Source organism: Nocardioides sp. Root682 (genome assembly GCF_001427795.1).
Taxonomy (GTDB): Bacteria; Actinomycetota; Actinomycetes; order Propionibacteriales; family Nocardioidaceae; genus Nocardioides.
In genome coordinates this window covers 93,833-118,103 of the sequence record NZ_LMHJ01000001.1, presented here as the reverse complement: position 1 = coordinate 118,103, position 24,271 = coordinate 93,833, and the positions used below count along the sequence as shown (strand labels likewise).

At 67.6% G+C, this 24,271-nt stretch carries 25 protein-coding genes; 22 read left to right on the top strand and 3 right to left on the bottom strand.

Going from position 1 to position 24,271, the window contains the following annotated elements; all coding sequences use genetic code 11:
• Positions 1-23: 23 nt before the first annotated feature.
• From ASD84_RS00625 to uvrB, 4 genes are read left to right on the top strand one after another with little or no spacing between them, the layout of a single operon-like run.
• Positions 24-1,286, top strand: coding sequence for a phospholipase D-like domain-containing protein (locus tag ASD84_RS00625; protein ID WP_235530911.1), 1,263 nt, complete (start codon positions 24-26; stop codon positions 1,284-1,286).
• Between the two features lie 9 nt (positions 1,287-1,295).
• Positions 1,296-2,192: an SDR family oxidoreductase gene (locus tag ASD84_RS00620; protein ID WP_056705603.1), complete on the top strand. Its 897-nt coding sequence runs from the start codon at positions 1,296-1,298 to the stop codon at positions 2,190-2,192.
• On the top strand, positions 2,189-2,755 hold the full coding sequence (locus ASD84_RS00615) for a carboxymuconolactone decarboxylase family protein (RefSeq protein ID WP_056705601.1): 567 nt from the start codon (positions 2,189-2,191) through the stop codon (positions 2,753-2,755). Before ASD84_RS00620 ends, ASD84_RS00615 begins: the two co-directional genes overlap by 4 nt.
• A gap of 48 nt (positions 2,756-2,803) precedes the next feature.
• Positions 2,804-4,933, top strand: a complete 2,130-nt coding sequence (gene uvrB / locus ASD84_RS00610; protein WP_056705598.1) for an excinuclease ABC subunit UvrB — start codon at positions 2,804-2,806, stop codon at positions 4,931-4,933.
• Between the two features lie 19 nt (positions 4,934-4,952).
• Here uvrB and ASD84_RS00605 read toward each other — a convergent pair whose 3' ends face one another.
• Entirely contained in the window at positions 4,953-5,639 is a 687-nt protein-coding gene (locus tag ASD84_RS00605; RefSeq protein WP_235530910.1) for an ion channel, read from the bottom strand.
• A gap of 254 nt (positions 5,640-5,893) precedes the next feature.
• On the opposite strand from ASD84_RS00605, the gene ASD84_RS00600 reads away from it, so the two are divergent.
• From ASD84_RS00600 to ASD84_RS00530, 15 genes are read left to right on the top strand one after another with little or no spacing between them, the layout of a single operon-like run.
• Positions 5,894-6,616 carry an MlaE family ABC transporter permease gene (locus ASD84_RS00600; protein ID WP_162251529.1) on the top strand — a complete coding sequence of 241 codons (723 nt, stop codon included), beginning with the start codon at positions 5,894-5,896 and terminating at the stop codon, positions 6,614-6,616.
• A complete protein-coding gene (locus ASD84_RS00595; RefSeq protein ID WP_056705592.1) occupies positions 6,616-7,455 on the top strand; it encodes an MlaE family ABC transporter permease in 840 nt (279 codons plus the stop codon). The genes ASD84_RS00600 and ASD84_RS00595 overlap by 1 nt, the downstream gene beginning before the upstream one ends.
• A gap of 13 nt (positions 7,456-7,468) precedes the next feature.
• Entirely contained in the window at positions 7,469-8,791 is a 1,323-nt protein-coding gene (locus ASD84_RS00590; RefSeq protein WP_056705589.1) for an MCE family protein, read from the top strand.
• Positions 8,788-9,894, top strand: a complete 1,107-nt coding sequence (locus ASD84_RS00585) for an MCE family protein (RefSeq protein WP_056705586.1) — start codon at positions 8,788-8,790, stop codon at positions 9,892-9,894. Before ASD84_RS00590 ends, ASD84_RS00585 begins: the two co-directional genes overlap by 4 nt.
• On the top strand, positions 9,894-10,874 hold the full coding sequence (locus ASD84_RS00580) for an MCE family protein (protein ID WP_056705584.1): 981 nt from the start codon (positions 9,894-9,896) through the stop codon (positions 10,872-10,874). The genes ASD84_RS00585 and ASD84_RS00580 overlap by 1 nt, the downstream gene beginning before the upstream one ends.
• Positions 10,875-10,879: 5 nt before the next feature.
• Complete coding sequence (locus ASD84_RS00575) at positions 10,880-12,109, top strand: MCE family protein (protein ID WP_162251470.1); 1,230 nt, start codon at positions 10,880-10,882, stop codon at positions 12,107-12,109.
• Between the two features lie 11 nt (positions 12,110-12,120).
• Complete coding sequence (locus ASD84_RS00570) at positions 12,121-13,464, top strand: MCE family protein (protein WP_235530909.1); 1,344 nt, start codon at positions 12,121-12,123, stop codon at positions 13,462-13,464.
• Complete coding sequence (locus ASD84_RS00565; protein ID WP_056705576.1) at positions 13,461-14,732, top strand: MCE family protein; 1,272 nt, start codon at positions 13,461-13,463, stop codon at positions 14,730-14,732. The genes ASD84_RS00570 and ASD84_RS00565 overlap by 4 nt, the downstream gene beginning before the upstream one ends.
• Before the next feature lie 29 nt (positions 14,733-14,761).
• Positions 14,762-15,331: a hypothetical protein gene (locus tag ASD84_RS00560; protein ID WP_156391507.1), complete on the top strand. Its 570-nt coding sequence runs from the start codon at positions 14,762-14,764 to the stop codon at positions 15,329-15,331.
• 11 nt (positions 15,332-15,342) lie between these two features.
• Positions 15,343-16,209 (top strand): hypothetical protein, encoded by an 867-nt coding sequence (locus ASD84_RS00555; protein ID WP_056705569.1) that lies wholly within the window; start codon positions 15,343-15,345, stop codon positions 16,207-16,209.
• A gap of 19 nt (positions 16,210-16,228) precedes the next feature.
• Complete coding sequence (locus ASD84_RS00550; protein WP_056710464.1) at positions 16,229-17,227, top strand: NAD(P)/FAD-dependent oxidoreductase; 999 nt, start codon at positions 16,229-16,231, stop codon at positions 17,225-17,227.
• A 2-nt stretch (positions 17,228-17,229) separates the two neighbouring features.
• A complete protein-coding gene (locus ASD84_RS00545; RefSeq protein ID WP_056705565.1) occupies positions 17,230-17,697 on the top strand; it encodes a pyridoxamine 5'-phosphate oxidase family protein in 468 nt (155 codons plus the stop codon).
• Between the two features lie 5 nt (positions 17,698-17,702).
• The gene (locus tag ASD84_RS00540) at positions 17,703-17,906 is read left to right on the top strand and encodes a ferredoxin (RefSeq protein WP_056705562.1); all 204 of its coding nucleotides are present in this window, start codon (positions 17,703-17,705) and stop codon (positions 17,904-17,906) included.
• 2 nt (positions 17,907-17,908) lie between these two features.
• Complete coding sequence (locus ASD84_RS00535) at positions 17,909-18,814, top strand: 3-oxoacyl-ACP reductase (RefSeq protein ID WP_056705559.1); 906 nt, start codon at positions 17,909-17,911, stop codon at positions 18,812-18,814.
• Positions 18,815-18,825: 11 nt separating this feature from the next.
• A complete protein-coding gene (locus tag ASD84_RS00530; RefSeq protein ID WP_056705556.1) occupies positions 18,826-19,581 on the top strand; it encodes a glucose 1-dehydrogenase in 756 nt (251 codons plus the stop codon).
• Between the two features lies 1 nt (position 19,582).
• Here ASD84_RS00530 and ASD84_RS00525 read toward each other — a convergent pair whose 3' ends face one another.
• Positions 19,583-20,194: a TetR family transcriptional regulator gene (locus ASD84_RS00525; protein WP_056705551.1), complete on the bottom strand. Its 612-nt coding sequence runs from the start codon at positions 20,192-20,194 to the stop codon at positions 19,583-19,585.
• 191 nt (positions 20,195-20,385) lie between these two features.
• On the opposite strand from ASD84_RS00525, the gene ASD84_RS00520 reads away from it, so the two are divergent.
• From ASD84_RS00520 to ASD84_RS00510, 3 genes are read left to right on the top strand one after another with little or no spacing between them, the layout of a single operon-like run.
• Positions 20,386-21,681 (top strand): glycosyltransferase family 4 protein, encoded by a 1,296-nt coding sequence (locus ASD84_RS00520; protein ID WP_056705549.1) that lies wholly within the window; start codon positions 20,386-20,388, stop codon positions 21,679-21,681.
• A gap of 11 nt (positions 21,682-21,692) precedes the next feature.
• A complete protein-coding gene (locus ASD84_RS00515) occupies positions 21,693-22,442 on the top strand; it encodes a class I SAM-dependent methyltransferase (RefSeq protein ID WP_056705546.1) in 750 nt (249 codons plus the stop codon).
• 5 nt (positions 22,443-22,447) lie between these two features.
• Complete coding sequence (locus tag ASD84_RS00510; RefSeq protein WP_235530908.1) at positions 22,448-23,605, top strand: prenyltransferase; 1,158 nt, start codon at positions 22,448-22,450, stop codon at positions 23,603-23,605.
• Here the strand turns inward: ASD84_RS00510 and ASD84_RS00505 are convergent.
• Positions 23,576-24,253 carry a class I SAM-dependent methyltransferase gene (locus ASD84_RS00505; RefSeq protein ID WP_235530907.1) on the bottom strand — a complete coding sequence of 226 codons (678 nt, stop codon included), beginning with the start codon at positions 24,251-24,253 and terminating at the stop codon, positions 23,576-23,578. The genes ASD84_RS00510 and ASD84_RS00505 overlap by 30 nt on opposite strands.
• Positions 24,254-24,271 lie beyond the last annotated feature (18 nt).

The following is a 24,271-nucleotide window of genomic DNA, read 5'->3' as shown; positions in this document are numbered from 1 at the left end:
ACCGATGCTCTAGATTGACGCGCGTGGCGCATGGTGACAGGGACCCGCTCGCCGGGCTGAGAACGGTGCTCCGGCGGGTTCTGCTCACGGTGATCGGCGTTCCGTTCGTGGTGGCGTTCGTGATGTCCGTGATCGACTCCTACCGTCGGCGCGGAAAGCGGCCCAAGCCGTTCCCCACGAGGGAGCCGCACACCGTCGCGGTGGGCGACGGCCAGATCACGACGTACACCTTCGGTCGTGACCTGTACGACGACATGCTGGCCGCGATCGAGGGCGCCGAGCGACAGATCCTCTTCGAGACCTACATCTGGAAGGGCGACGCGACGGGGGAGCGGTTCAAGCGAGCCCTCATTGCTGCCGCCGACCGCGGCGTCGAGGTCTACTGCATCTACGACGCCTTCGCGAACCTCGTGGTCTCGCCGGCCTTCAAGCGCTTCCCGGTCAACGTCAAGGTGCTGCGCTACCCCGTCTACGCGGCCGGCTGGCGTTTCTTCGACCTCCGTCGCTACGGCCGCGACCACCGCAAGATCCTCGTGGTCGACGACAACGTCGGCTTCATCGGTGGCTACAACATCGGCTCCAGCTACGAGACCGAGTGGCGCGACACCCACGTCCGGATCACCGGACCAGCGGTGTGGGACCTCAAGCGAGCCTTTGCCGACTTCTGGAACCTCAACCGGCGGCGCCGCATCCGCACGTCCGAGCGGCCGCTGCTGCTGGAGACGGCGTCGACCTGGGAGCCACGGGTCCGGGTGCAGCGCAACGTGCCGCGCCTGTGGATGTTCCCGATCCGTGCGATGTACATCGAGGCGATCAACCGCGCCAGCCACAACGTGTGGATGACCCAGGCCTACTTCCTGCCCGACGAGGACTTCATCGACGCAGTCAAGGCCGCCGCCCGTCGCGGTGTGGACGTACGCCTGCTCCTGCCGCTGAAGTCGAACCACATCGTCGCGGACTGGATCTCGCGCGGGTACTTCAGCCAGCTGCTCGACTCGGGCGTGCGGATCCTGCGCTATCGCGACGCGATGGTGCACGCCAAGACCGCCACCGTCGACGGCAACTGGGCCACGGTCGGCACGGCCAACATCGACCGGCTCAGCCTGCAGGGCAACTTCGAGATCAACGTCGAGATCATCGACGAGGGGTTCGCCCGCGACCTCGAGGCGATCTTCGAGGTCGACCAGTCGCACTGCCTCGAGCTCACCAGCGGTGAGTGGGAGGCGCGCGACGTGCACCGCAAGTTCACCGAGATGCTGCTGACCCCCCTTCGCCCACTCCTCTGAGGAGGCCCCATGTGGTTCCGAGCCCCGGTGCGTGACCTCGCCGGCAAGCAGGTCTTCGTGACCGGCGCTGCGAGCGGCATCGGCCGCGCCGTGGCGGAGTACGCCGGTGAGCGCGGCGCCGTGCTGCACCTGACCGACCTCCAGGCGGAGCCGCTGGCGGCGGTCGCGGACGACATCCGGGCCCGCGGCGGTCAGGTTGCGACCGCCGAGCCCGCGGACGTCTCCGACCACGCGCAGGTACGACGCCTGGCCGCCCTCGTCACGGAGCGGTCCGGCCCGATGGACGTCGTCCTCAACGTCGCGGGCATCGCGATCTGGGGGACCGTGCGCAGCCTCGAGCCCGAGCACTGGCAACGACTGGTCGACGTGAACCTGATGGGGCCGATCCACGTCATCGAGGAGTTCCTCCCACCGATGATCGACGCCGGACGCGGCGGTCAGCTGGTCAACGTGTCCTCTGCCGCGGGCATCATTGCGATGCCCTGGCACGCGGCGTACAGCGCCACGAAGTTCGGCCTGCGCGGGGTGTCGGAGGTGCTGCGCTACGACCTGCGCAAGCACCGGATCGGGGTGAGCCTGGTGTGCCCGGGCGGTGTCGACACCGGCCTGGTCGCGACCATCCGGATCGCCGGGATCGACCAGCAGAACAAGGCCTTCACCCGGGCCCGGGGACACTTCCAGAAGCGAGCAGTGAGCCCCGAGAGGGCCGCGGAAGCGATCTGGCGGGGCGCGCTGCGCAACCGGTACTGGGTCTACACGTCGGCCGACATCAGGCTGGTGCACTGGTTGCAGCGGTACTTCCCGCCGGGGTATGCCGTCGCGATGCGGCTCTTCAACTACGGCGCCAACCGCGTGCTCCCGTCGGTGGAGAAGGCCCGCCGTTCCGAACCGGTGGAGCCGGCATGACCGCGGAGCCCGGTGCACGGGTCGCTCCGGGCGGGTGGCGTGACGTCGGGCCGTTCGTCGCCGGGTTCGCCCGGATCGCCGGCCGCGTGCAGGGAACCGAGCCGCCGGCTGTCTTCCTGACGCTGGGGCGGCACCGCCGCCTGTTCTGGGGCTGGCTGCACTTCGCCGGCCGGCTGATGCCGGGCGGCCGCCTGGCGCGCCGCGAGTCCGAGCTGGTGATCATCCGCGTCGCCAGCCGGCGCGGTTCGGCCTACGAGCTCGAACAGCACCGCAGGCTCGGTCGCCGGGCCGGGCTGTCGCGCGAGGAGATTGCGGCGATCGAAGCGGACGCCGACCACACCGGGTTCTCGCCCAGGGAGCGGCTGCTGCTGCGCGCCACCGACGAGCTGGTCGCCGACCAGGACCTGTCGGACGCGTTGTGGTCCGACCTCGGCGACGAGTTCGACGATCGCGAGAAGATCGAGATCGTGATGCTGGTCGGGCACTACGCGATGCTGGCGACCGCGTTGCACGCCCTCCGTGTGCAACCGGACTCCCCCCGGAGGTCGAGGAGGTTGCGCTAGCAACCGTCTCGAGACCAGCTTGTCGGTGCCCGCCCGTACGCTGAATCCATGCGTCCGGTCACCGATCTCGAGCGTCGAGTCGCCCCTTTCCACGTCGAGTCGGACTACGTCCCCTCGGGCGACCAGCCGGCCGCCATCGCGGAGATCACCAAGCGGCTGAACGCCGGCGCCCAGGACGTCGTGCTCCTGGGGGCCACGGGCACGGGCAAGACGGCCACGGTTGCCTGGGTTGCCGAGCAGGTGCAACGTCCGATGCTGGTCCTGCAGCCCAACAAGACCCTCGCCGCCCAGTTCGCCAACGAGCTGCGCCAGCTCTTCCCGAACAACGCCATCGAGTACTTCGTGTCGTACTACGACTACTACCAACCCGAGGCCTACGTCCCGCAGACCGACACCTACATCGAGAAGGACTCCTCGATCAACGAGGAGGTCGAGCGGCTGCGTCACTCGGCGACCAACAGCCTGCTGACCCGGCGCGACGTGATCGTGGTGTCGACGGTGTCGTGCATCTACGGCCTCGGCACCCCGCAGGAGTACGTCGACCGGATGCTCCGGCTGCGTGTCGGGGAGGAGCACGACCGCGACTCGGTCCTGCGGCGTCTCGTCGAGATCCAGTACACCCGCAACGACATGGCCTTCACCCGCGGCACGTTCCGGGTCCGGGGCGACACGCTGGAGATCTTCCCGGTCTACGAGGAGCTCGCGGTCCGCATCGAGTTCTTCGGCGACGAGATCGAGCGGCTGATGACGCTGCACCCGGTGACCGGTGAGGTCCTCACCGAGGACAACGAGCTGCACGTCTTCCCCGCCAGCCACTACATCGCCGGCCCCGAGCGGATGGAGCGGGCGATCAACGGCATCGAGGCCGAGCTCGCCGACCAGCTCGCGACCTTCGAGCGGCAGGGCAAGATGCTCGAGGCGCAGCGGCTGCGGATGCGCACGACGTACGACGTCGAGATGATGCGGCAGGTCGGGTCCTGCTCGGGCATCGAGAACTACTCGATGCACATGGACGGCCGCGGTCGCGGCACGGCTCCCAACACGCTCCTGGACTACTTCCCCGAGGACTTCCTCATGGTGGTCGACGAGTCCCACGTGGCGATCCCGCAGATCGGCGGCATGTACGAGGGCGACATGTCCCGCAAGCGCAACCTGGTCGACCACGGCTTCCGCCTGCCGAGCGCGATGGACAACCGCCCGCTGCGCTGGGAGGAGTTCCTCGAGCGGATCGGGCAGACCATCTACCTGTCGGCGACCCCCGGTGACTACGAGCTCGACAAGGTCCAGGGCGACGTCGTCGAACAGATCATCCGTCCGACCGGGCTGGTCGACCCGCAGGTGGTCGTGAAGCCCACCAAGGGACAGATCGACGACCTGATCCACGAGATCCGGGTCCGCACCGAGAAGGAGGAGCGGATCCTGGTCACGACGCTGACCAAGAAGATGTCCGAGGACCTCACCGACTACCTCCTCGACGCCGGCATCCGGACCCGCTACCTGCACTCGGAGGTCGACACCCTCAAGCGGATCGAGCTGCTGCGTGACCTCCGGTTGGGCCTGTACGACGTCCTGGTCGGCATCAACCTGCTGCGTGAGGGCCTCGACCTGCCGGAGGTGTCCCTCGTCGCGATCCTGGACGCCGACAAGGAGGGCTTCCTGCGCTCGGACAAGTCCTTGATCCAGACGATCGGCCGGGCCGCGCGCAACGTCTCGGGCGAGGTCCACATGTACGCGGACCGGATCACCCGGTCGATGGAGTCGGCCATCGAGGAGACCAACCGGCGTCGGGAGCGCCAGGTCGCCTACAACGTGGCCAACGGTGTGGACCCCCAACCCCTGCGCAAGAAGATCGCCGACATCACCGAGATGCTCGCCCGCGAGGACGAGACCACCCAGGAGCTGCTCCAGACCTGGGCCGACGCCGGCGTGAAGGGTCGGGCCGGGGGAGTGCGGCCCAAGAAGTCGCCGACCCCGCAGCTGCGCAGCACCGACATCGGCGGCCATGCCGCGGCGTTGGCCGGTCTGCCGAGCGCCGACCTCGCCCAGCTGATCCAGGACCTCACCGACCAGATGAAGGGCGCCGCGGCGGAGCTCCAGTTCGAGCTCGCGGCGCGGCTCCGCGACGAGATCAGCGACCTCAAGCGCGAGCTCAGGCAGATGATGGAAGCCACGAAGTGATCGTGCTCCCTCGCGACTGTCAGCGCTTGCGCGCTGCCAGTCCAACCATCCGGGCGACGACCAGCGCGATGTAGAACACCCCGGCCACCTGCTCGACCATCACGAACGACCGGGCCTGGTCCATCACCGGGTAGACGTCGGACAGCCCGACGCTGGTCAGCGTCGTGAACGACAGGTAGAGCAGCTCGAACCAGGGCAGGGCATCGGCTCCGTCCGGGCTGCTGAAGCCGATGAACGACCCGGGCCACAGCACCTGGGCGGCCGCGTAGAGATAGGCGAACCCCCAGGCCACGACGGTGAAGGCCGCGCCGGTCGCGAAGATCTCGTCGCGGGTGACCTCGTCGTCGTGGAACAGGTAGCGGAGCATCGCGTAGGACACGAAGAAGTAGAACGGGACGTGGAACGCGGCCGATGCCAGCACGATCCACTCGGTGTCCGGGCTGATCGCCTCGGCCACCGTCAACAGCATGGCCGGGACGCCCAGGCAGGCGCCGACCCAGGCCAGGACGGGCGTGCGTCGTACCGCCCAGACGGCGACGAGGACCACCAGCATCTGGACGACACCGATCACGGAGCGGCCCACCGTCGACCCCTGGAGGCTGGGGTAGGCCAGGACGACCAGCAGTTGCGCCGCCAGCAGGACCGCGGAGGGATGCCGTCCGGCGGCCTGCAGGGACGCCGGGATACGGGAAGTGGTCGACTGCACGCACTGATCCTAGGAACCCGGCGGATTCCGCCCTGAGGGGGTCGAGCGTGACCCGCGGTGCAGCGGACCAGTTGAGGGTGAAGCAGGGGGTGAATTCGGTCACCAGGCGTGTGTCGCGTTGGTCACAATGAGAACGTGTTCTAGTATTGCCTGTCGGCCCTTCCGGGGCCGGTGAAAACTCAGCGATGGGGAGGAGACGGGGCGTGGCGTTCAACGCCGTTTCGGTCGTACGCGGCCCCGGGGAGATCGCGGTCATGGTGGTCGAGGTCACCAAGATCATCTTCACGCGCAAGTTCCAGCTCCGGGAGTTCCTCGAGCAGGCCTGGTTCGTCACGACCGTGACGCTGATGCCGACGATCATGGTGTCCATCCCGTTCGGCGCGGTCATCTCGCTCCAGGTCGGCAACCTGACCGGCCAGCTCGGAGCTCAGTCCTTTGCCGGCGCCACCGCTGTGCTCGCCACGGTTCGTGAGGCCGCGCCGATGGCCGCGGCGATGATCATTGCCGGTGCGGCCGGCTCCGCCATCTGTTCGGACCTCGGTGCCCGCAAGATCCGCGAAGAGATCGATGCGATGGAAGTCCTCGGCATCAACCCGCTGGAGAGGCTGGTCGCCCCACGAGTGGTCGCGACGACCTTCGTCGCGGTGATGATCAACGGCATCGTGATCGCCGCAGGTATCGGTGGTGGCTACTTCTTCACCGTCATCGTCCAGGGCGGGTCGGCCGGCGCTTTCCTGTCGACCTTCGCCCAGCTCGCCTCGCTGCCCGACCTCTACATCGCCATGATCAAGGCCGCGGTCTTCGGCTGGCTGGCGGCGATCATCGGCGCCTACAAGGGACTCAACGCCGGCGGTGGCCCGAGCGGCGTCGGCCGCGCCGTGAACGAGGCGGTCATCATCGCGTTCATGGCGCTGTTCTTCCTGAACGCCGTGATCACCGCCATCTACTTCCAGGTCGCACCGCCGGTGGGTCTTTGATGTCCGCGGCCAGTGAGTTCTTCAGCGACAGCGTCAAGGCGCGTCGCGCCACCCTCGAGGGGTACGGCGACCAGCTGCTCTTCTACGTGAAGGCGCTCGCATGGGCGCCGCGTGCGATCCGGCGCTACCCGCGCGAGATCTCCAACACCCTCGCCGAGGTGGCGTTCGGTGCGGGTGGGCTGAGCCTGATCGCCGGGTCGGTCGGCGTCATCGCCTTCATGGCGTTCTTCGCAGGCACCGAGGTCGGCATCCAGGGCTACGCCTCGCTCAGTCAGATCGGCGTCGCGAAGTTCAGCGCGTTCATCTCGGCGTACTTCAACACCCGCGAGGTCGCACCGCTGGTGTCCTCGATCGCGCTCGCTGCGACGGTCGGTTGCGGGTACACCGCCCGGCTCGGTGCGATGCGGATCTCGGAGGAGATCGACGCGCTCGAGGTGATGGGCATCCCGTCGCTACCGTTCCTGGTGACCACCCGGATGATCGCGGCCTTCATCGCGGTGATCCCGCTCTACATCGTCGCCCTGTGCGCGTCGTACCTCTCGCCACGGCTCATCGTCACCTTCATCTATGGACAGTCGGCCGGCACCTACGACCACTACTTCCTGCAGTTCCTGCCGCCGATCGACATGCTGTGGTCCTTCTTCAAGCTGCTCTTCCTCGCGGTGGCCGTGATCCTGATCCACTGCTACTACGGCTACACCGCATCCGGCGGGCCGGCGGGTGTGGGTCGTGCGGTCGGCAACGCCATCCGGACCAGCATCGTGACGATCGTCGTCGCCGACTTCTTCCTGAGCTTCGCCATCTGGGGCTCGACCACCACCGTCAGGATCACCGGATGAGGGGGGTCTCCGCGTGCTGGTGAACATCCACCACGACAGCGCCAAGGAGCACAACCGGCTCCTGGTGGCCGGTGTCGTCTTCCTCAGCGTCATCGCGCTGCTCGTCTGGCTGTCGATCGCGATCTACAACAAGACCTTCGACCACGTCACCACGGTGACGGTGAAGGCCGACCGGGCTGGTCTGCAGCTGGCCAAGTTCGGCGACGTGCGGCTCAACGGCGCGTTGGTCGGGCGGGTCGACAAGATCTCGCAGGACGGGGAGCAGGCAGAGATCACCCTGGCCCTCGAGCCTGAAGCCGCCAAGAAGATCCCGGCGAACGTCGAGGTGAAGGTCCTGCCCACGACCCTGTTCGGGCAGAAGTTCGTCGCCCTGGTCCGCCCGGAGGCGCCCTCGTCGGCGTCGCTGGAGGACGGCGACGTGATCCCTTCGGACCGCGTCGAGACCAACGTGGAGCTCAGCCAGATCCTCGCGGACCTGTTCCCCCTGTTGCGTGCTGTTCGCCCGGCCGACCTGAACGCGACCCTCAATGCGCTGCTGACGGCGCTCGAGGGTCGGGGCGACGACATCGGTGCGACGATGGACCAGCTCGGCCAGTACATCGGGGCGATCGACGAGTCCCTGCCCACCCTGCGCAAGGACCTGATCGCGCTCGCCGACGTGGCCGATGCCTACGACCTCGCAGCCCCCGACCTCCTGGACGTGCTCGACAACGTCACGGTGACCAGCAAGACGGTGACGGAGAAGGCGGCAGATCTCGACGTCTTCTTCTCCGACCTCACAGGTCTGGCCAACACCGCGCGCCGCATCCTCGGTGACAACGAGCAGAACCTCATCCGGATGGGGGAGGTCACGGCACCCGTGGTCGCCCTGCTGGCCCGGTACTCACCCGAGTTCCCCTGCCTGATCCGTGGTGCGGCCAACTACGAGCCGATCCTCTCCAAGACGTTCGAGGGCAACGTGGTCAAGCAGTACATGGAGTTCGGCAACCCGCAGTACCGGCCCTACGACGAGCGCGACCTGCCGGATTACGGCGAGGTCGGGCACGGCCCGTGGTGCCTGGGCCTGCCGAAGTTCACCGTGCCGGCTCCGGGAGTCACGCTCGACCAGGGCTCCGACATCGATGAGAAGGGCGGGTACCTCCCGTTCCCGATCCCCGGTCTTCCGAACCCGAACCCCGCCGCACACATCGACAGTGGCTACGCCGGCAGCGCCGGCGAGCAGGAGGTCCTGAACGCGATGCTCGCCGGTGACAGCGGCCGCGCCCCGGAGTCCTACGGCGCGTTGGGCTCCCTGCTCTACGGACCGGTCGTCCGCGAGGGAAGGAGCGCCGGATGAGCGACCTGCCCACCGACAGGAATCTTCGCCGACGCCGGAACGCGCCGACGATCTCCGCCGCGATCAAGCTCGGCATCTTCACCCTCGTGTCGATCTTCGTGACCGGCCTGCTGGCCGTGATCATGGGCAACATCGGCTTCGGCGACCGCCACGAGTTCCGTGCCATCTTCACCAACGCGACGTCGCTGTCGAAGGGCGACGACGTCCGCGTCGCGGGGGTCAACGTCGGCGAGGTCAAGAACGTCGAGCACTACGAACGTTCCCGCGCGATCGTGACGTTCAAGGTCGACGTGGGTGTGAAGATGACGACGGCCTCGCGGGCCGAGATCCGGTTCCTCAATCTTGTCGGCGACCGCTACATGGCGCTCGAGGCCGGCACCGGCTCCGAGGACGCGCCGCCCCTCAAGGACGGTGCGACGATCCCGGTCGACCACACCAAACCCGCCCTCGACCTGACGGTGCTGTTCGACGGCTTCAAGCCGCTCTTCGCCGCGCTCAGCCCGGAGCAGGTCAACGAGCTCAGCATGAACCTGGTGCAGGTGCTGCAGGGTGAGGGCGGGACCGTGAAGAGCCTGCTCGCGCACACGGCATCGCTCACCGGCGCGCTCGCCGATCGTGACGCGCTGATCGGTGACGTGGTGACCAACCTGAGCCAGACCCTCAAGACCGTCGACGAGCGACACGACCAGCTCAGCACCCTGGTGATCGAGCTGAAGGACTGGATGACGGACCTGGCGAAGGACCGCGAGACGATCGGGTCCTCGCTCGACAACATCTCGCAGCTCACCGTGACCGTGGCGGACCTGTTGCGCCGTGGTCGACCGCTGCTCAAGGAGGACATCGCCGCACTGCGGGCGCTGGCCAAGCTCCTCAACAAGCCCGAGAACCGCGAGAACCTCTCGCAGCTCCTCGACCGGATGCCGGAAACGATGCAGGACCAGACCCGCACCGGTACCTACGGCTCCTGGTACCAGTACTACGTGTGCGGGTTCTCGGCGAAGATCAGGCTCCCCGTGGTCGCGAACCTGCCGATCATCAAGGAGATCCAGAAGTACATCGGCGACATCGAATTCCACTCCAGCGCACCGAGGTGTCAGAACTGATGGCCGCCCCCAGCGATGCACGCGTCCTGCGGCTCGGCGTGATCACCCTCGTCCTGCTGGTACTGGTGTCCGCGGCGACCTTCAACCTGGGCAAGTTCCCGGGCTTCCGCGGCACCACCTACTACGCGGAGTTCAGCGACGCCAGCGGGATCCACAAGGGCAACATCGTCCAGGTCGGCGGGATCCGGGTCGGCCGGGTCAGCGACGTCACCCTCGACGGTGACAAGGTCCTCGTGAAGTTCGACCTCGACGGCGACGTCGCATTCGGCAAGCAGAGCACCGCCTCGATCGAGGTTCTCAACCTGCTGGGCGAGAAGTACCTCGACGTCCAGCCGGTCGGAAAGGGTCAGCTCGCCGAGGGTGGCCGCATCCCGGTCGAGCGGACCGAGTCGGCCTACGACATCGTCGGCGTCTTCAGCGACCTGACGACCACGACCGAGGAGATCGACACCCGCCAGCTCTCGGAGGCGCTGGACACGGTGGCCGACACCCTGGACGTCTCCGCCCCGGAGATCCAGGCGTCCTTCGACGGCATCGCCCGCCTCTCGCGCAGCGTCGCCTCACGCGACGAGGAGATCCAGACCCTCTTCGAGAGCTCGAAGGAGGTCACCAAGGTCCTCGCCGAGCGCAGCGACGACATCGTCAAGCTGATGAAGAGCAGTGACCTGGTGTTCCAGGAGCTCACGAAGCGCAGGGACGCCGTCCATGACCTGCTGGTCAACGCCCGCCTCCTGGCCCAGGAGCTGCGCGGCCTGATCAAGGACAACGAGAAGCAGATCGGTCCCGCCCTCAAGCAGGTCGACGGCCTGGTGAGCTTCCTGGTGAGCAAGAAGAAGAAGCTCAAGGAGACCCTGGCGGCCCTCGGCCCGTACGTTTCCATCCTGTCCAACATCATCGGCACCGGCCCGTGGTTCGACGCCTACGCGGCGAACCTGCTGGCACTGCCCACCGGTGAGTTCCTGCCCGGATTCCCGGAGTGATGACGATGGTGTCCACGATTCTCAAGCGCATCGACCGACGGCTGCTGATCGGCCTCGGAGTCGTCCTGCTCGTTGCGGTCATGATCAACGTCTTCAACTCTCCCAAGGAGATGAAGACGGTCACCGCCCACTTCCCGCGCGCAGTCAGCGTCTACAAGGGCACCGACGTCCGGATCCTCGGCGTCAACGTGGGCAAGGTGACTGCGGTGACGCCGGCGGGCAACTCGGTCCGGGTCGAGATGGAGTACGACGCGTCGTACAAGGTCCCGGCAGGTGCCCAGGCCGTCATCGTGACGCCGACCCTGGTCGCTGACCGTTTCGTCCAGCTCACGCCGGTGTACGTCGGCGGCGACGTGATGGCGAGCGGTGCCGACATCGCGCTGCCGCAGACCGGGGTGCCGGTCGAGCTCGACCGCATCTACGCGAGCCTGCAGTCGCTGACCCAGGCGCTCGGCCCGAACGGTGTCAACGCCGACGGCACCCTCGACCACCTGCTGGCAGCGGGGGAGAAGGCCTTCTCCGGGCAGGGCGCCAAGGGAAACCAGATGATCCGTGACCTGGCGAAGGCAGCCGAGACGTTCGGGGACGGTGCAGGGCCGCTCTTCGAGACGGTGACCCACCTGGCCGAGTTCACCCGGACGCTCGCGGAGAATGACACCCTGGTCCGGGCCTTCATGCAGGACCTGACCGGCGTCTCGTCCATGCTCGCCGAGGAGAGCGACGAGCTGGAGCAGGCAGTGACCGCGGTCGCCCAGGCTGTCGGCGGCGTGGAGTCCTTCGTGAAGAACAACAGGGACGCCTTCGTCACCGACGTGGAGAAGCTGACCGACGTGCTGAACACCATCGTGTCCGAGAAGGACAGCCTCAAGAAGGCGATCGAGGTCGCGCCCGTGGCCATGGGCAACCTGCACATGGGCTTCGACCACGTCACCGACTCGCAGAACTCGCGGATCGGCATCGGCGGCCAGATCTGGGACGCGGACGGCTTCCTCTGCGCGATCGTCCAGCAGCAGCCCGCGATGCCGGCTCCACTCAAGGACATCACCTGCGACCTGCTCAAGAAGCTCCTGGAGCCGATCGTCAGCCAGCTGCCCTGGCTGCCGCCCGAGTACAAGTCCTACCTGCCCAAGCAGGTGGACACCAAGCAGGGCATCCGGCGACCAGAGGTCACCGAGGTCTCCTACTCGACCGGTGACAACGCCTCGGTCGAGAACCTGCTCGGAGGTGGATCATGAGGAGCCGGTTCGTGAATGGCCCAGTCGTGCGTGGGTGGGCCCGAGGCGCCGCGGCGCTGCTGGCCGGCGCCGTGCTGCTCAGCGGCTGTGACTTCGACGGAGCCTACGACCTGCCCCTGCCCGGGCACCCGGTCGACTCCGATGACGCGTTCGCGATCACTGCCTACTTCAAGGACGTCCTGAACGTCGTCCCGCGATCGCCGGTCATGGTCGACGACGTCGTCGTCGGTGAGGTGACCGAGGTCGAGCGGGCCGGCTGGAACGCCAAGGTCACCTTGATCCTCCGCAAGGACGTGGTGCTGCCCGACAACACGATTGCCGACATCCGTCAGGTGTCCCTGCTGGGCGAGAAGTACGTCGCCCTCGAAGTGCCCAAGGAGCAGGCGGCCACCGGTCGTCTGGCCGATGGCGACACCATCCAGCTGGCGTCGACCGGCCGCAACCCGGAGGTCGAGGAAGTGCTTGGCGCGCTGTCGTTCCTGCTCAGCGGCGGCGGCGTGGCACAGCTCGGCACGATCGTGCACGAGGCGAACCAGGTCATGTCGGGCCGTGAGGACCGGCTGCGCAACCTGTTGACGTCCCTGGACTCCGTGGTGGGCACGATCGACCAGCAGAAGGTCGACATCATCAACGCACTCCAGTCGATGAACAACCTGACCTCGAAGCTCAATGCGGAGAAGGACACGATCGGGGAGGCACTGGACGCCACCGGCCCGGCGATCAAGGTCCTCGCTGCGCAGCATGACGAGCTCATCGCCATGCTCACTGCGCTCGACAAGCTGGGCAAGGTCGGCACCCGGGTGATCAATGCGAGCAAGGAGGACGTGCTGAGCATCCTCAAGGACCTCAGCCCCGTCCTGCGCAAGCTGACCGAAGCTGACGAGCAGCTCGCACCGGGCCTCAACCTGTTGGTGAGCTTCCCGTTCCCCCAGTCGGCGAACAAGATCGTCGAGGGCGATTACGCCGACACGATCATCCGCGCCGACCTGGACATCGCGAACCTCTACAAGACTCTGGGGCTCCCCGAGATCCAGCTGCCCGACCTCGGTGAGGTGCTCAACCAGGTGACGCGGTGCCTGCAGGGCGGGAACCTCCTCGGTACCGCGTGCGTCAAGGTGCTCAACGACGTCAACCTGCTCAAGGACCTGCAGACCCAGTGCAGGACGGCTGCGCTGAAGAACAGCCCCGTCTGCAAGCTCCTGAACTCGTTGCCGAACCTTGACCTGAACGACCTGCTCAAGAACGGCCTGCTGGGCTCGGACGGCCCATTGGCCGGACTCACGCGAGGCCTGGCCGGGGTCGAGCCGTCGTACAACAACCGCAGCACCGAGAGCCTCCTGGGGGCGACAGCATGACCCGCGGCGTACGGATCCGCCTGATGGCCTTCGTCGTGCTGAGCGCGGTGGGGATCACCTACATCACGGCCAGCTACCTCGGCCTGGTCGACAAGGTCACCGGTCGGAATCTCACCGTCACCGCGACCCTGCCCGGCTCGGGCGGCATCTTCGAGGGCAGCGAGGTGACCTACCGCGGAGTGAAGATCGGCAAGGTCATCAAGGTGGTGCCGACCGAGGAGGGCATCGACCTGACCCTTGATCTCGCACACGACGCGAAGGTCCCGCTCGACTCGCAGGTGTCGGTGCACAACCTGTCCGCCGTCGGCGAGCAGTACTTCGACTTCCAGCCTTCCGACGACAAGGGCCCCTACGCGAAGGACGGCTCGAAGTTCCTGGGTACGGCCGACTCGCTGCCTGTCGACGAGGGCGACCTGCTGGTCGACCTCAACCAGTTCGTCCAGTCGGTCGACAAGGACAGCCTGAAGAAGGTCGTCGAGGAGCTCGGCGTGATGTTCAACGACACCGGAGCCGACCTCCAGCGCCTGCTCGACGGCGGCTCGAAGTTCATCGCCGAGGCGAGCGAGCACACCGACGAGACGATCGCGTTGCTCAATGACGGCCTCACCGTCCTGCGCACCCAGCAGGGTCAGCACGAGAACATCCGCAAGTTCGCCGCCGACCTGAACACGGTGACGACGATGCTGCGCGAGAACGACGGCAGCCTGCGCACCGTCCTCAGCGCCACGCCCGGCGCGGCTCGCGAGCTCACCCGGCTTCTCAAGGAGCTCGAGCCGACCTTGCCAGTGCTCTTCGGCGACCTGGTCACGATCGACCAGATCATGGTGACCGAGCTCGACGGCATCGAGCAGCTGCTCGTCACCTATCCGGCCCTGATCGCGGGTGGGCCGTCGGGCAGCACGGCCGACGGCTACGGGCACGTCAACCTCCAGTTCGACTACAGCGTGCCGCCGTGCACGAAGGGCTACGTACCGCCCAAGGACTGGCGATCCACGCAGGACCTGACCGACGTGAAGGCGGCCGACGTGAGCTGTACGGCGCCGCCGCCGTACGCCATGCGCGGCAGCAGGTACGCGCCAGCGAACCGCGGGAACAAGGCGTCCCCGGGCCGCGTCTACAGTGGCACCTACGACCCGTCCACCGGCGCAGTGCCCGGACTGGTCGACACAGCAGGAAACCCGGTGAAGCTGATGCAGCCGGCGGACCTGTCCGTCCTGGGAGGGGATGCGTGGAAGTGGCTGTTGGTGGGTCCGGTGGCGAGCCGGTGATCCCGGCTCTGACCGAGGAACGCAGCCGCGTGAGACTCAACATCGCGCTCTACGCCGCGATCGTGATCTTCGCCTGCATGGCTGTCCTGGTCGCGATCGCGTTGAAGTCCGAGCTGGACTCGCGCGTCGACGGCGTCGACGTGGTGCCCGGTGCCGGCCAGGATGTCGGCCGCGGCATCGTCCAGGCGGTCCCGCTGGCCAAGGACGCCGAGCAGGAGCGCGTCGCCGCGCAGCTCGAGGCCGCGACGAAGATGGTCAACGCGTTCATGAACTTCAGCTACAAGGAGCCCGACGCCACCATCAAGTCGGTGCAGTCGATGTCGACCGGAGACTTCCTCAAGGAGTACAACAAGGGCGTCTCAGGCCTGAGGAAGCTCGCTGGCGAGGCGCAGTCGAGCATGGTCGCCGAGGTGGTCTGGGCGGGTCTCGTGGCCGGGGACAACGACTCGGCCACCGTCATCGTCGCCACCAGCGGAACGGTCACCAACAAGACCACGGAGTTCAAGGAAGAGGCGCGCAACTACCGGATCCAGGTCGAACTGGCCCTGGTCAAGGATCGCTGGCTCACCCGCGATCTCCAGTACGTGCAGCTGGGCTGAGGAGTCACGCCATGAGTCGCCCCACATCCCGACGTCCCGCGAGCTCGCGGGGCACCACCCCTCGTCCGCGCAAGCTGGCCGGCCAGACGACGACGCGCCCGGATGGCGCCGCCGAGGACATCGTCCCTGCCGTCGAGCCGGAGGCTGAGGCGGTCCGCGAGCCGCGGCTCAGGCTGCGCAAGGAGCGGGTCACCGCGCCAGACGTACCGACCCCCGACGTCGACGCCAGCACCGATGACGCCGACGGGGCCGACGGCATCGACGGCATCGACGGCATCGACGGCGGCGGCGGCCTGCTGGCTCGCCCGCGGACCACTCGCCGGTTGGTGATCGCGCTTGTCGTCGTCGCCCTGGTCCTCTTCGCGCAGGCCGTGTGGTTCGGGATCCTGAAGCTGACCGAGGACGACCCCGCGCCGAAGGCCGAGGACGTGGCCGGCGAGATCACGGTGCCCTCCGGCCGTCCGGTCGTCGCGTCCGAGATCGCCACCGTCGAGGGTGTCGAGGCAGCGGCGAAGGCGGCGCAGGACATCGTGGCGGTGGACTTCCAGAAGTACGACGCCGAGATCGACGCCGCAGCGAAGCTGATGACGGCGAAGTTCGAAGCCCAGTACCGCACCACGACTCGCGACATCAAGGAGCAGTTCGTGCTCCAGAAGACGGTGGTCCAGGCCAACGTCGTGGCGCAGGGTGTCGTGCGGGCCAACCGGACGAAGCTCCAGGCGCTGGTCTTCCTGAATCAGGTCACGTCCCGGGAACGCGACGGCAAGCCGGAGACCGTGGTCACACCCTTCAAGGTGCTGGTCACGATGGTCCACACCGACCAGGGCTGGCTCGTCGACAAGCTCGACACGGACCAGCGGCGAGACAAGAACAACTAGAACACGTTACAGTTCTGTGGTGGCCACCTCCGAGAGCGTCGAATGCGACGTCGTCATCGTCGGCGCCGGACCCACCGGGCTGTTCGCAGCCTACTACGCCGGCTTCCGTGGCCTGCGGGTCGCGCTGATCGACTCGCTGCCGGAGCTCGGCGGCCAGATCACCGCGATGTACCCCGAGAAGGCGATCCTCGACGTCGCGGGCTTCCCGAACGTCAAGGGACGGGACCTCGTCGACGGTCTGGTGGCCCAGGCACTGACGGCGGACCCGATCCAGCTGCTGGGGCGAACCGCGCTCGATCTGGTGACCAACGAGGAATCCGGGGTCAGCCTGACTCTCGACGACGGCACGGTCGTGAACGCCAAGGCCCTCATCATCACGGCCGGCATCGGCAAATTCAGCCCCCGCCCGCTGCCCGCCGCCGCGGGCTGGATCGGACGCGGTGTCGAGTTCTTCGTGCCCAGCTTCGCGCCGTACGCCGGCAAGGACGTCGTCATCGTCGGAGGTGGTGACAGCGCCTTCGACTGGGCCCTGCACCTCGAACCGATCGCGAAGTCCGTGACGCTGGTGCACCGCCGCGACGCGTTCCGCGCCCACGAACGCACCGTCGAGCAGGTCCGCGCCTCCTCGACCCAGTTCGTCACCAAGGCGGAGGTGACCGCGCTGCGGGACGCCGACGGCGGCACGGACGGCCAGCTCGCCGAGGTAGAGATCACCGTCGAAGGCGTGGCGAAGACCTGGCCGGCGCAGGCGGTCGTCGCTGCCCTCGGCTTCGTCGCCGACCTGGGCCCGCTCCAGCAGTGGGGCCTGGCGACCCATCGGCGCCACATCGTGGTCGACGGAGCAATGCGCACCAGCCTGCCGCGGGTCTTCGCCGCCGGTGACATCACCGAGTACGACGGCAAGGTCCGCCTGATCGCGGTCGGATTCGGCGAGGCCGCCACTGCGGTCAACAACGCCGCGGTCGTCATCGACCCGAGTGCCCACGTGTTCCCGGGCCACTCCTCGGAAGGAAGCTGACCATGAGCACTGGTCGCACCAAGGTGAAGCTGACCGATGACGAGGTCACCGCCCTGTTGGGGGAGAACCTCAAGGTCCAGGTCGCTGCCAATGGCCACGACGGCCATCCGCACCTCACCACCCTTTTCTACGTCGTGCGCGAGGGCAAGATCGCGTTCTGGACCTACGGTCGCAGCCAGAAGATCCTCAACCTCGAGCGGGACCCGCGAGTCACCGCCCTCGTGGAGGACGGCGTCGACTACTTCGAGCTGCGCGGGGTGTCGATCGAGGGCCGGGCCGAGATCGTGCGCGACTACGAAACGATCTTCGAGATCGGCTCTGCCGTGGCGACCCGGATGCTCAACGCGGAGTCGTTCGAGGCGCTCGGAGACTTCGGTCGCGAGACCGTCGAGAAGCAGGCGACCAAGCGGGTGGGCGTGATCATCCACCCGGACAAGGTCGCCTCCTGGGACCACCGGAAGATGACCTGAAAGGCATGACTGACATGAAGATCAAGGTCGACTTCGACCTCTGCGAGTCCAACGGGCTGTGCGAGGCCATGGCGCCTGAGGTGTTCGAGCTGGATGACGACGACTTCCTTCAGATGCACACCGAGCAGACCACGGACGAGAACATCGACAACGTCCGGAAGGCGGTTGCGGCCTGCCCGCGCGCCGCCATCACGCTGGTGGAGGAGTGAGCATGGGCGAGGCCACCTCGCTCGAAGGAAAGGTCGCCGTCGTCACCGGAGCAGGTGCCGGGCTCGGTCGTGCAGAAGCGCTTGCCCTGGCCGCCGCGGGAGCGAAGGTCGTCATCAACGACCTCGCGGGAGCGGGGGACGACGCCGTCGACGAGATCCGGGCGCTCGGTGGTGAGGCGGTCGTCGTCGAGGGCGACGTCAGCCAGCGGTCGACCGCGGACGCCTTGATGACCGCAGCAGTCGACGGATTCGGCAGCCTCGACATCGTCGTCAACAACGCGGGCATGACCCGCGACCGGATGCTGTTCAACCTGTCCGATGACGAGTGGGACGCGGTCATCGCCGTCCACCTGCGCGGTCACTTCCTGCTCTCGCGCAACGCGGCGTCGTACTGGCGCGGGCGGGCCAAGGAGAGCGAGTCCGGGACGACCTACGGCAGCATCGTGAACACCGCCTCCGAGGCGTTCCTCGGTGGCTCGCCGGGACAGGCCAACTACGCGGCCGCGAAGGCCGGCATCACCGCGCTGACGCTGTCCACGTCCCGTGGGCTGGGCAAGATCGGTGTCCGCGCCAACGTCATCTGCCCCCGGGCGCGCACGGCGATGACGGCCCAGGTCTTCGGTGAGGACCAGTCCGGCCTGAAGGTCGACCCGTACTCGCCCGATCACGTCGCACCCGTGGTGGCGTACCTCGCCTCACCGGCTGCCGAGCGGATCACCGGCCAGGTCTTCGTCGTGTACGGCGGCATGGTGGCCCTGGTGGCCGCTCCGGTCGTCGAGCAGCGCTTCGACATGGCCGGTGACCTCTGGACCGGCGAGGACCTCGACAAGCAGCTCGGTGGCTTCTTCGCCGAGCGCGACCCCGCCATCGGCTTCGCGGCCGACTCGATCATGCAGCTGACGGTTTAGGAGAGCACACAGTGGGTCGTCTGGAGAACAAGGTCGCCATCGTCACCGGTGGCGCGCAGGGGCAGGGCGCGGCCATCGCCCGCGCCTACGTCGCCGAGGGCGCCAAGGTCGTCATCGCCGACGTGGCGAAGGAAGCCGGTCAGGCGCTCGCCGAGGAGCTGGGCAAGAACGCCCACTTCATGCACCACGACGTGAGCGATGAGGCGTCGTGGACCGCGGTGGTCGAGGACGCCAACACCCGATTCGGCCCGGTCAACGTGCTCGCCAACAATGCGGGCATCCTCCGCTTCGGAGACATCGAGCGGATGCCGGCGGCAGAGGTCGAGCTCCTGTGGCGCGTGAACCAGCTCGGCGTCTTCCTCGGCATGCAGTCGGTTGCCCGCACCATGCGCAAGAACGGCGGCGGCTCGATCATCAACGCGTCCTCGGTCGAGGGTCTCGCCGGCATGCCGTCCTGCACCGCCTACGCCGCCACCAAGTGGGCGATCCGGGGCATGACCAAGTGCGCTGCCATGGAGCTCGGCCCGAAGGGAATCCGGGTCAACTCGGTCCACCCCGGCATGATCGACACCCCGATGACACGTGTCCACGGCGGCGACGCAGCCATGGAGTACGGCGCCGCCAAGGTGCCGCTGCGCCGGGTCGGTGTGCCGGAGGACATCGCGCCGCTCTACGTCTTCCTGGCCAGCGAGGAGTCGTCGTACATCAACGGCGCCGAGATCGCCGTCGACGGCGGCGTGACCAGCACGCACGCCTTCGGCGCCTGAGTCAGTCGCGGAGGATTAGATGAATGGCTGTGTCCATGTGAGCAGCGGTCTCCGCTGCGGTGGAGCGGCCGGTCACCCAGGCGACCAGCGCCGAGAGCCACACGTCACCGAGGACCCGCGCCACGGCGACGTCTCGGTCGGTGATCGAGCCCTCGACGGGCACGCCGCCGTGCATGGCGTGGGTGACGATCGAGGTCATGGACATGCCGACGACGTGGATCTCGTTGGCGACGCTGCTGTCGGCGAACATGAAGGCCCGGGTGAGTGCCTCGGTGAGCTTCGGGTCGCCCTGCATGCCCCGAGCCATCCGCTTGAGGACGTACAGGACGCGGTCGGCCTGGGTGTCGCCCGGGATCTCTCGTTCGTTCAACCGCGTGGCCGTCTCCTCGAACTGACGACCGAGGGCGGAGACCAGCAGGTGGATCTTCGAGGGGAAGTAGCGGTACAGCGTGCCCAGAGCGACGTCGGCCTGCTCGGCCACCGCCCGCATCTGGACCGCGTCGAAGCCGCCGGCTGTGGCGAGGTCGTAGGTTGCGTCGAGGATCCGCTTGCGGCGATCACGCTGCGCGGCAGAACCAAGGTCGTCTGTCGACGTCGAGTTCGCGATGGTCACCGTGTCTCCTGTGTGGGTCTGACGTTGCGGTCCGCTGGGGACCACAGATATAGGCTACTGGCAGGTAGCGCATAATTAGAAACACGTTCCAGTTTTGTTCGGCCCTGCTCCACCGGGAGCTCGGCGCCGTGACTCAGCGCAAATGAGCCAGCGCCTGAGCAGTACCCAGTGAGATGAGATAGGAGATCCGAATGCGGATCGCAATGCTGTCCTACCGCAGCAAGCCCCACGTGGGCGGGCAGGGAATCTACATCCGCCGGTTGACCCGGGAGCTCGTTGCCCTGGGTCACACGGTCGAGGTGTTCTCCGGCCAGCCCTACCCGGACCTTGACGAGGGGGTGACCCTCACCAAGGTGCCGAGCCTCGACCTCTACCGGCCCGGCGACGAGTTCCGCAACCCGCGCCCGAGCGAGTACCGCGACCTGATCGACGTCGAGGAGTGGCTCACGATGCGCAGCGGCGCCTTCCCGGAGCCGCTGACCTTCAGCAAGCGCGTGGTGAAGGTGCTCAAGGGTCGTCGTGACGACTTCGACATCGTCTTCGACAACCAGACCCTGGCGATGCCCCTGCTCGCCATCGAGGACCCCGGGGTGGTCGGCCTCCCGCTCGCCGCGACCATCCACCACCCCATCACCATGGACCGCCGTATCGAGCTCGCCGCTGCCGTCTGGGCCAAGCGCAAGACCGGCTCGAAGTGGCGTGTCGAGCTGCCGAAGATCGGCGTGTGGCGCTGGTACTCCTTCCTCGCCCAGCAGAAGCGGACTGCACCGCGCCTGCGCCGGGTGATGGTGCCGTCCGAGTCGTCCAAGCGCGACATCGTGCGTGAGTTCAAGGTCGACCCGGCGCGGATCGAGACGATCCTGCTGGGCGTCGACGATCGCTTCGTGCCGCCCACCGAGCCCCGCGTGCCCGGCCGTGTCCTGGCGATGGCCAGCGCCGACGCGCCCCTGAAGGGCATCTCGGTACTGCTGGAGGCATTTGCCAAGCTGGTCGTCGAGCGCGACCTCGAGCTCGTGCTCGTGACCAAGCCCAAGGAGGGCGGCGTCACCGAGAAGCTGATCGACCGCCTCGGCATCGCCGATCGGGTCTCGTTCGCGAGCGGCCTCACTGACGACGAGCTCGTCGCACTGATGGGCTCGGCCGAGCTGGCCTGTGTCCCCTCGCTGTACGAGGGCTTCTCGCTCCCGACCGCCGAGCTGATGGCCTGCGAGACGCCGCTCGTGGTCTCGCGTGCAGGAGCCATCCCCGAGGTCGTCGGCCCCGACGGCCTCTGCGCGGACGTGGTGGAGCCTGGCGACGTGGGAGCGCTGACGACCGCGCTCGGCGCGCTGCTGGACGACCCCGCTCGTCGTGCCGAGATGGGCGCTGCGGGACGCCGACGCGTCAAGGAGCTGTTCAGCTGGACCGCTGTCGCCGTGAGCACTGCGGCCGTCCTCGAGGACGTGATCGCTGATTACAAGGCCGAGATGGCCGAGAAGAAGGCTTGAGGAGAACTGACATGCTGACCGTTGACTTCGACCGCTTGGGCCTCCAGGCCGGTGACCGCGTCCTCGACATGGGCGCCGGTGCCGGTCGCCACAGCTTCGAGATGTACCGCCGCGGTGCGGACGTGATCGCGTTCGACCTCGACGCCGATGAGCTCGAGGGCGTGCGTGACCTGTTCGTCGCGATGAAGGAGGCCGGCGAGGTCCCCGAGAGCGCCGAGGCCGACGTCAAGCAGGGAGACGCGCTCGCGCTGCCCTTCGCTGACGGTGAGTTCGACCGGATCGTGTGCTCCGAGGTGCTCGAGCACATCCACGACGACGTCGCGGCGATCCGCGAGCTGATCCGCGTCCTGCGGCCCGGCGGAACCCTGGCCGTGACCGTGCCCCGCTGGCTGCCCGAGGTCATCAACTGGAGCCTCTCGGCCGACTACCACAATGCCGAGGGCGGCCACATCAGGATCTACACCGACCACGAGCTGGTCGACAAGGTCACCAAGGGCGGCCGGTTCAACGACGGCACACCCGGTGAGGCGATGCTGTTCGAGGGCAAGAGCTACACGCACGGCCTGCATGCGCCGTACTGGTGGATCAAGTGCGCGGTCGGGGTCGAGAACGACAACCACCCGCTCGCGAAGGCGTACCACAAGCTGCTGGTGTGGGAGATCATGAAGCAGCCGAAGGCACTGCAGGTGGCCGGCAAGGTGCTCGACCCGATGATCGGCAAGAGCATGGTGCTGTACTTCCGCAAGCCGGACGCAGTGTGACCGGGGTGACCGGGGTGACCGGCGTGACCTCCGAGGTGCCGCTGAGCCGCCTGCCGTACGTCGACGGCGTGCTCAGTGCGCAGCAGGTGGCCGACACCGCCGCGGCGATCGCAGCGATGCAGGAGCCGTGGGGCGCCGTACCGTGGACCACGGGTGAGCACGTCGACATCTGGAACCACGTCGAGGCCGCCATGGCGATGCTCGTCGGAGGTCAGGTGGAGGCCGCTGAGCGTGCCTACGCGTGGATCCCGACGGTGCAGCGCGCCGACGGTTCGTGGCCGATGAAGCTGGTCGGCGGCGTGGCCGACGACGAGCGCGGCGAGGTCAACATGTCGGCGTACTTCGCCGTCGGGCTGTGGCACCACTGGCTGGTGCGCCGCGACCTCGGCTTCGTCGAGAAGTACTGGCCGTCGGTCCGCGCCGGACTGGACTTCGTCGTCTCGCTCCAGGAGAGCTTCGGCGGGATCCGCTGGACCCCTGTCGACGACTTCTGCCTGCTCACCGGCAACTCGAGCATCTATCACTCGCTCCGCGCGGGGGTTGCCCTCGCCGACCTGATGGACGACCCGCAGCCGGAGTGGGAGCTGGCGGGTGGCCGTCTCGGTCACGCCGTGCGCGCCCACCCTGATCTGTTCGCCGACAAGTCGACGTACTCCATGGACTGGTACTACCCGGTCCTCGGGGGAGCCGTCCGTGGCGACGCCGCCCGCGACCTGATCGACCGGCGCTGGGACGACTTCGTCGTGCCCGGCCTCGGCATCCACTGCGTCGACAGCAACCCCTGGGTCACCGGTGCCGAGACCTGCGAGCTCGCGATGGCGCTCGACGTGATCGGCGACCCCGCATCGGTCCGGCGGGCGCTGACGCTGCTCATGCAGATGCAGCACCTGCGTGAGGACGACGGTCGGTACTGGACCGGTTGGGTGTACGACGACCCGAAGCGTCCGTCGGACGGTGAACCCCGCAACGTGCATTGGCCGGTGGAGCACACGACGTACACCGCTGCCGCGGTGGTGCTCGCCGTCGACGCGTTGGGGGAGACCTACGGGCACTCGACGCCGGGCTCCGGGATCATGCGCGGGACCTCACTGGCCCCGCACTTCGACGAGATCGCCCTCGAGTGCGACTGCCCCTCAGGCGACCGGGTCTCCAGCCGATCCTGAGGTCCGCTGCAGGATGCGCATCGAGCCGACCACGTCGACCTCGGTGAACTGGCCACTGGCCAGCGCAGGCAGGTAGATGAGCTCGTAGGGCGGGCGACCGCCCTCGGCGGGGTCGGGGAAGACGTCGTGGATGGCGAGCAGGCCACCCGCGTCGACCCACCTCGGCCAGCCGAGGAAGTCGTCGCGAGCAGGCTGTTCTCCGTGTCCGCCGTCGATGAACAGCAACGACAGCGGGGTGCGCCAGTGCGCGGCGACGGTCGTGGACTGGCCGACGATCGCGACGACGTGGTCCTCGAGGCCGGCGCGCGCGATGTTCTTGCGGAACTGGCCCAGGGTGTCCATCAGGCCGAGCTCCTGGTCGACCACGCTGGTGTCGTGGTGCTCCCAGCCGGCCTGGTTCTCCTCCGACCCACGGTGGTGGTCGACGGTGAAGACCGTGGCGGGCGCGCCTGTCGACGCCACGACCTCGCGCGCGGCCGCGCCGAGGTAGATCCCTGACTTCCCGCAGTAGGTGCCGACCTCGAGGGCGGGGCCGTGCGGAAGGCGCTCGCGGGCCACGCGGTAGAGCAGGTCGCCCTCGTCCTCGGGCATGAAGCCCTTGGCTCGGCGCGCGTGTTCCAGCAGGTCGGACGGCATGGTGTCGGGCACGGGCTCATTCTAGTAGAG

Bases quoted from the DNA above. Each gene is read 5' to 3' on its own strand.
- ASD84_RS00555 (WP_056705569.1), top strand. From the start codon at position 15,343: ATGAGTCGCCCCACATCCCGACGTCCCGCGAGCTCGCGGGGCACCACC.
- ASD84_RS00575 (WP_162251470.1), top strand. From the start codon at position 10,880: ATGGTGTCCACGATTCTCAAGCGCATCGACCGACGGCTGCTGATCGGC.
- ASD84_RS00520 (WP_056705549.1), top strand. From the start codon at position 20,386: ATGCGGATCGCAATGCTGTCCTACCGCAGCAAGCCCCACGTGGGCGGG.
- ASD84_RS00600 (WP_162251529.1), top strand. From the start codon at position 5,894: ATGGTGGTCGAGGTCACCAAGATCATCTTCACGCGCAAGTTCCAGCTC.
- ASD84_RS00515 (WP_056705546.1), top strand. From the start codon at position 21,693: ATGCTGACCGTTGACTTCGACCGCTTGGGCCTCCAGGCCGGTGACCGC.
- ASD84_RS00595 (WP_056705592.1), top strand. From the start codon at position 6,616: ATGTCCGCGGCCAGTGAGTTCTTCAGCGACAGCGTCAAGGCGCGTCGC.
- ASD84_RS00545 (WP_056705565.1), top strand. From the start codon at position 17,230: ATGAGCACTGGTCGCACCAAGGTGAAGCTGACCGATGACGAGGTCACC.
- ASD84_RS00580 (WP_056705584.1), top strand. From the start codon at position 9,894: ATGGCCGCCCCCAGCGATGCACGCGTCCTGCGGCTCGGCGTGATCACC.
- ASD84_RS00565 (WP_056705576.1), top strand. From the start codon at position 13,461: ATGACCCGCGGCGTACGGATCCGCCTGATGGCCTTCGTCGTGCTGAGC.
- ASD84_RS00620 (WP_056705603.1), top strand. From the start codon at position 1,296: ATGTGGTTCCGAGCCCCGGTGCGTGACCTCGCCGGCAAGCAGGTCTTC.
- uvrB (WP_056705598.1), top strand. From the start codon at position 2,804: ATGCGTCCGGTCACCGATCTCGAGCGTCGAGTCGCCCCTTTCCACGTC.
- ASD84_RS00615 (WP_056705601.1), top strand. From the start codon at position 2,189: ATGACCGCGGAGCCCGGTGCACGGGTCGCTCCGGGCGGGTGGCGTGAC.
- ASD84_RS00585 (WP_056705586.1), top strand. From the start codon at position 8,788: ATGAGCGACCTGCCCACCGACAGGAATCTTCGCCGACGCCGGAACGCG.
- ASD84_RS00540 (WP_056705562.1), top strand. From the start codon at position 17,703: ATGACTGACATGAAGATCAAGGTCGACTTCGACCTCTGCGAGTCCAAC.
- ASD84_RS00535 (WP_056705559.1), top strand. From the start codon at position 17,909: ATGGGCGAGGCCACCTCGCTCGAAGGAAAGGTCGCCGTCGTCACCGGA.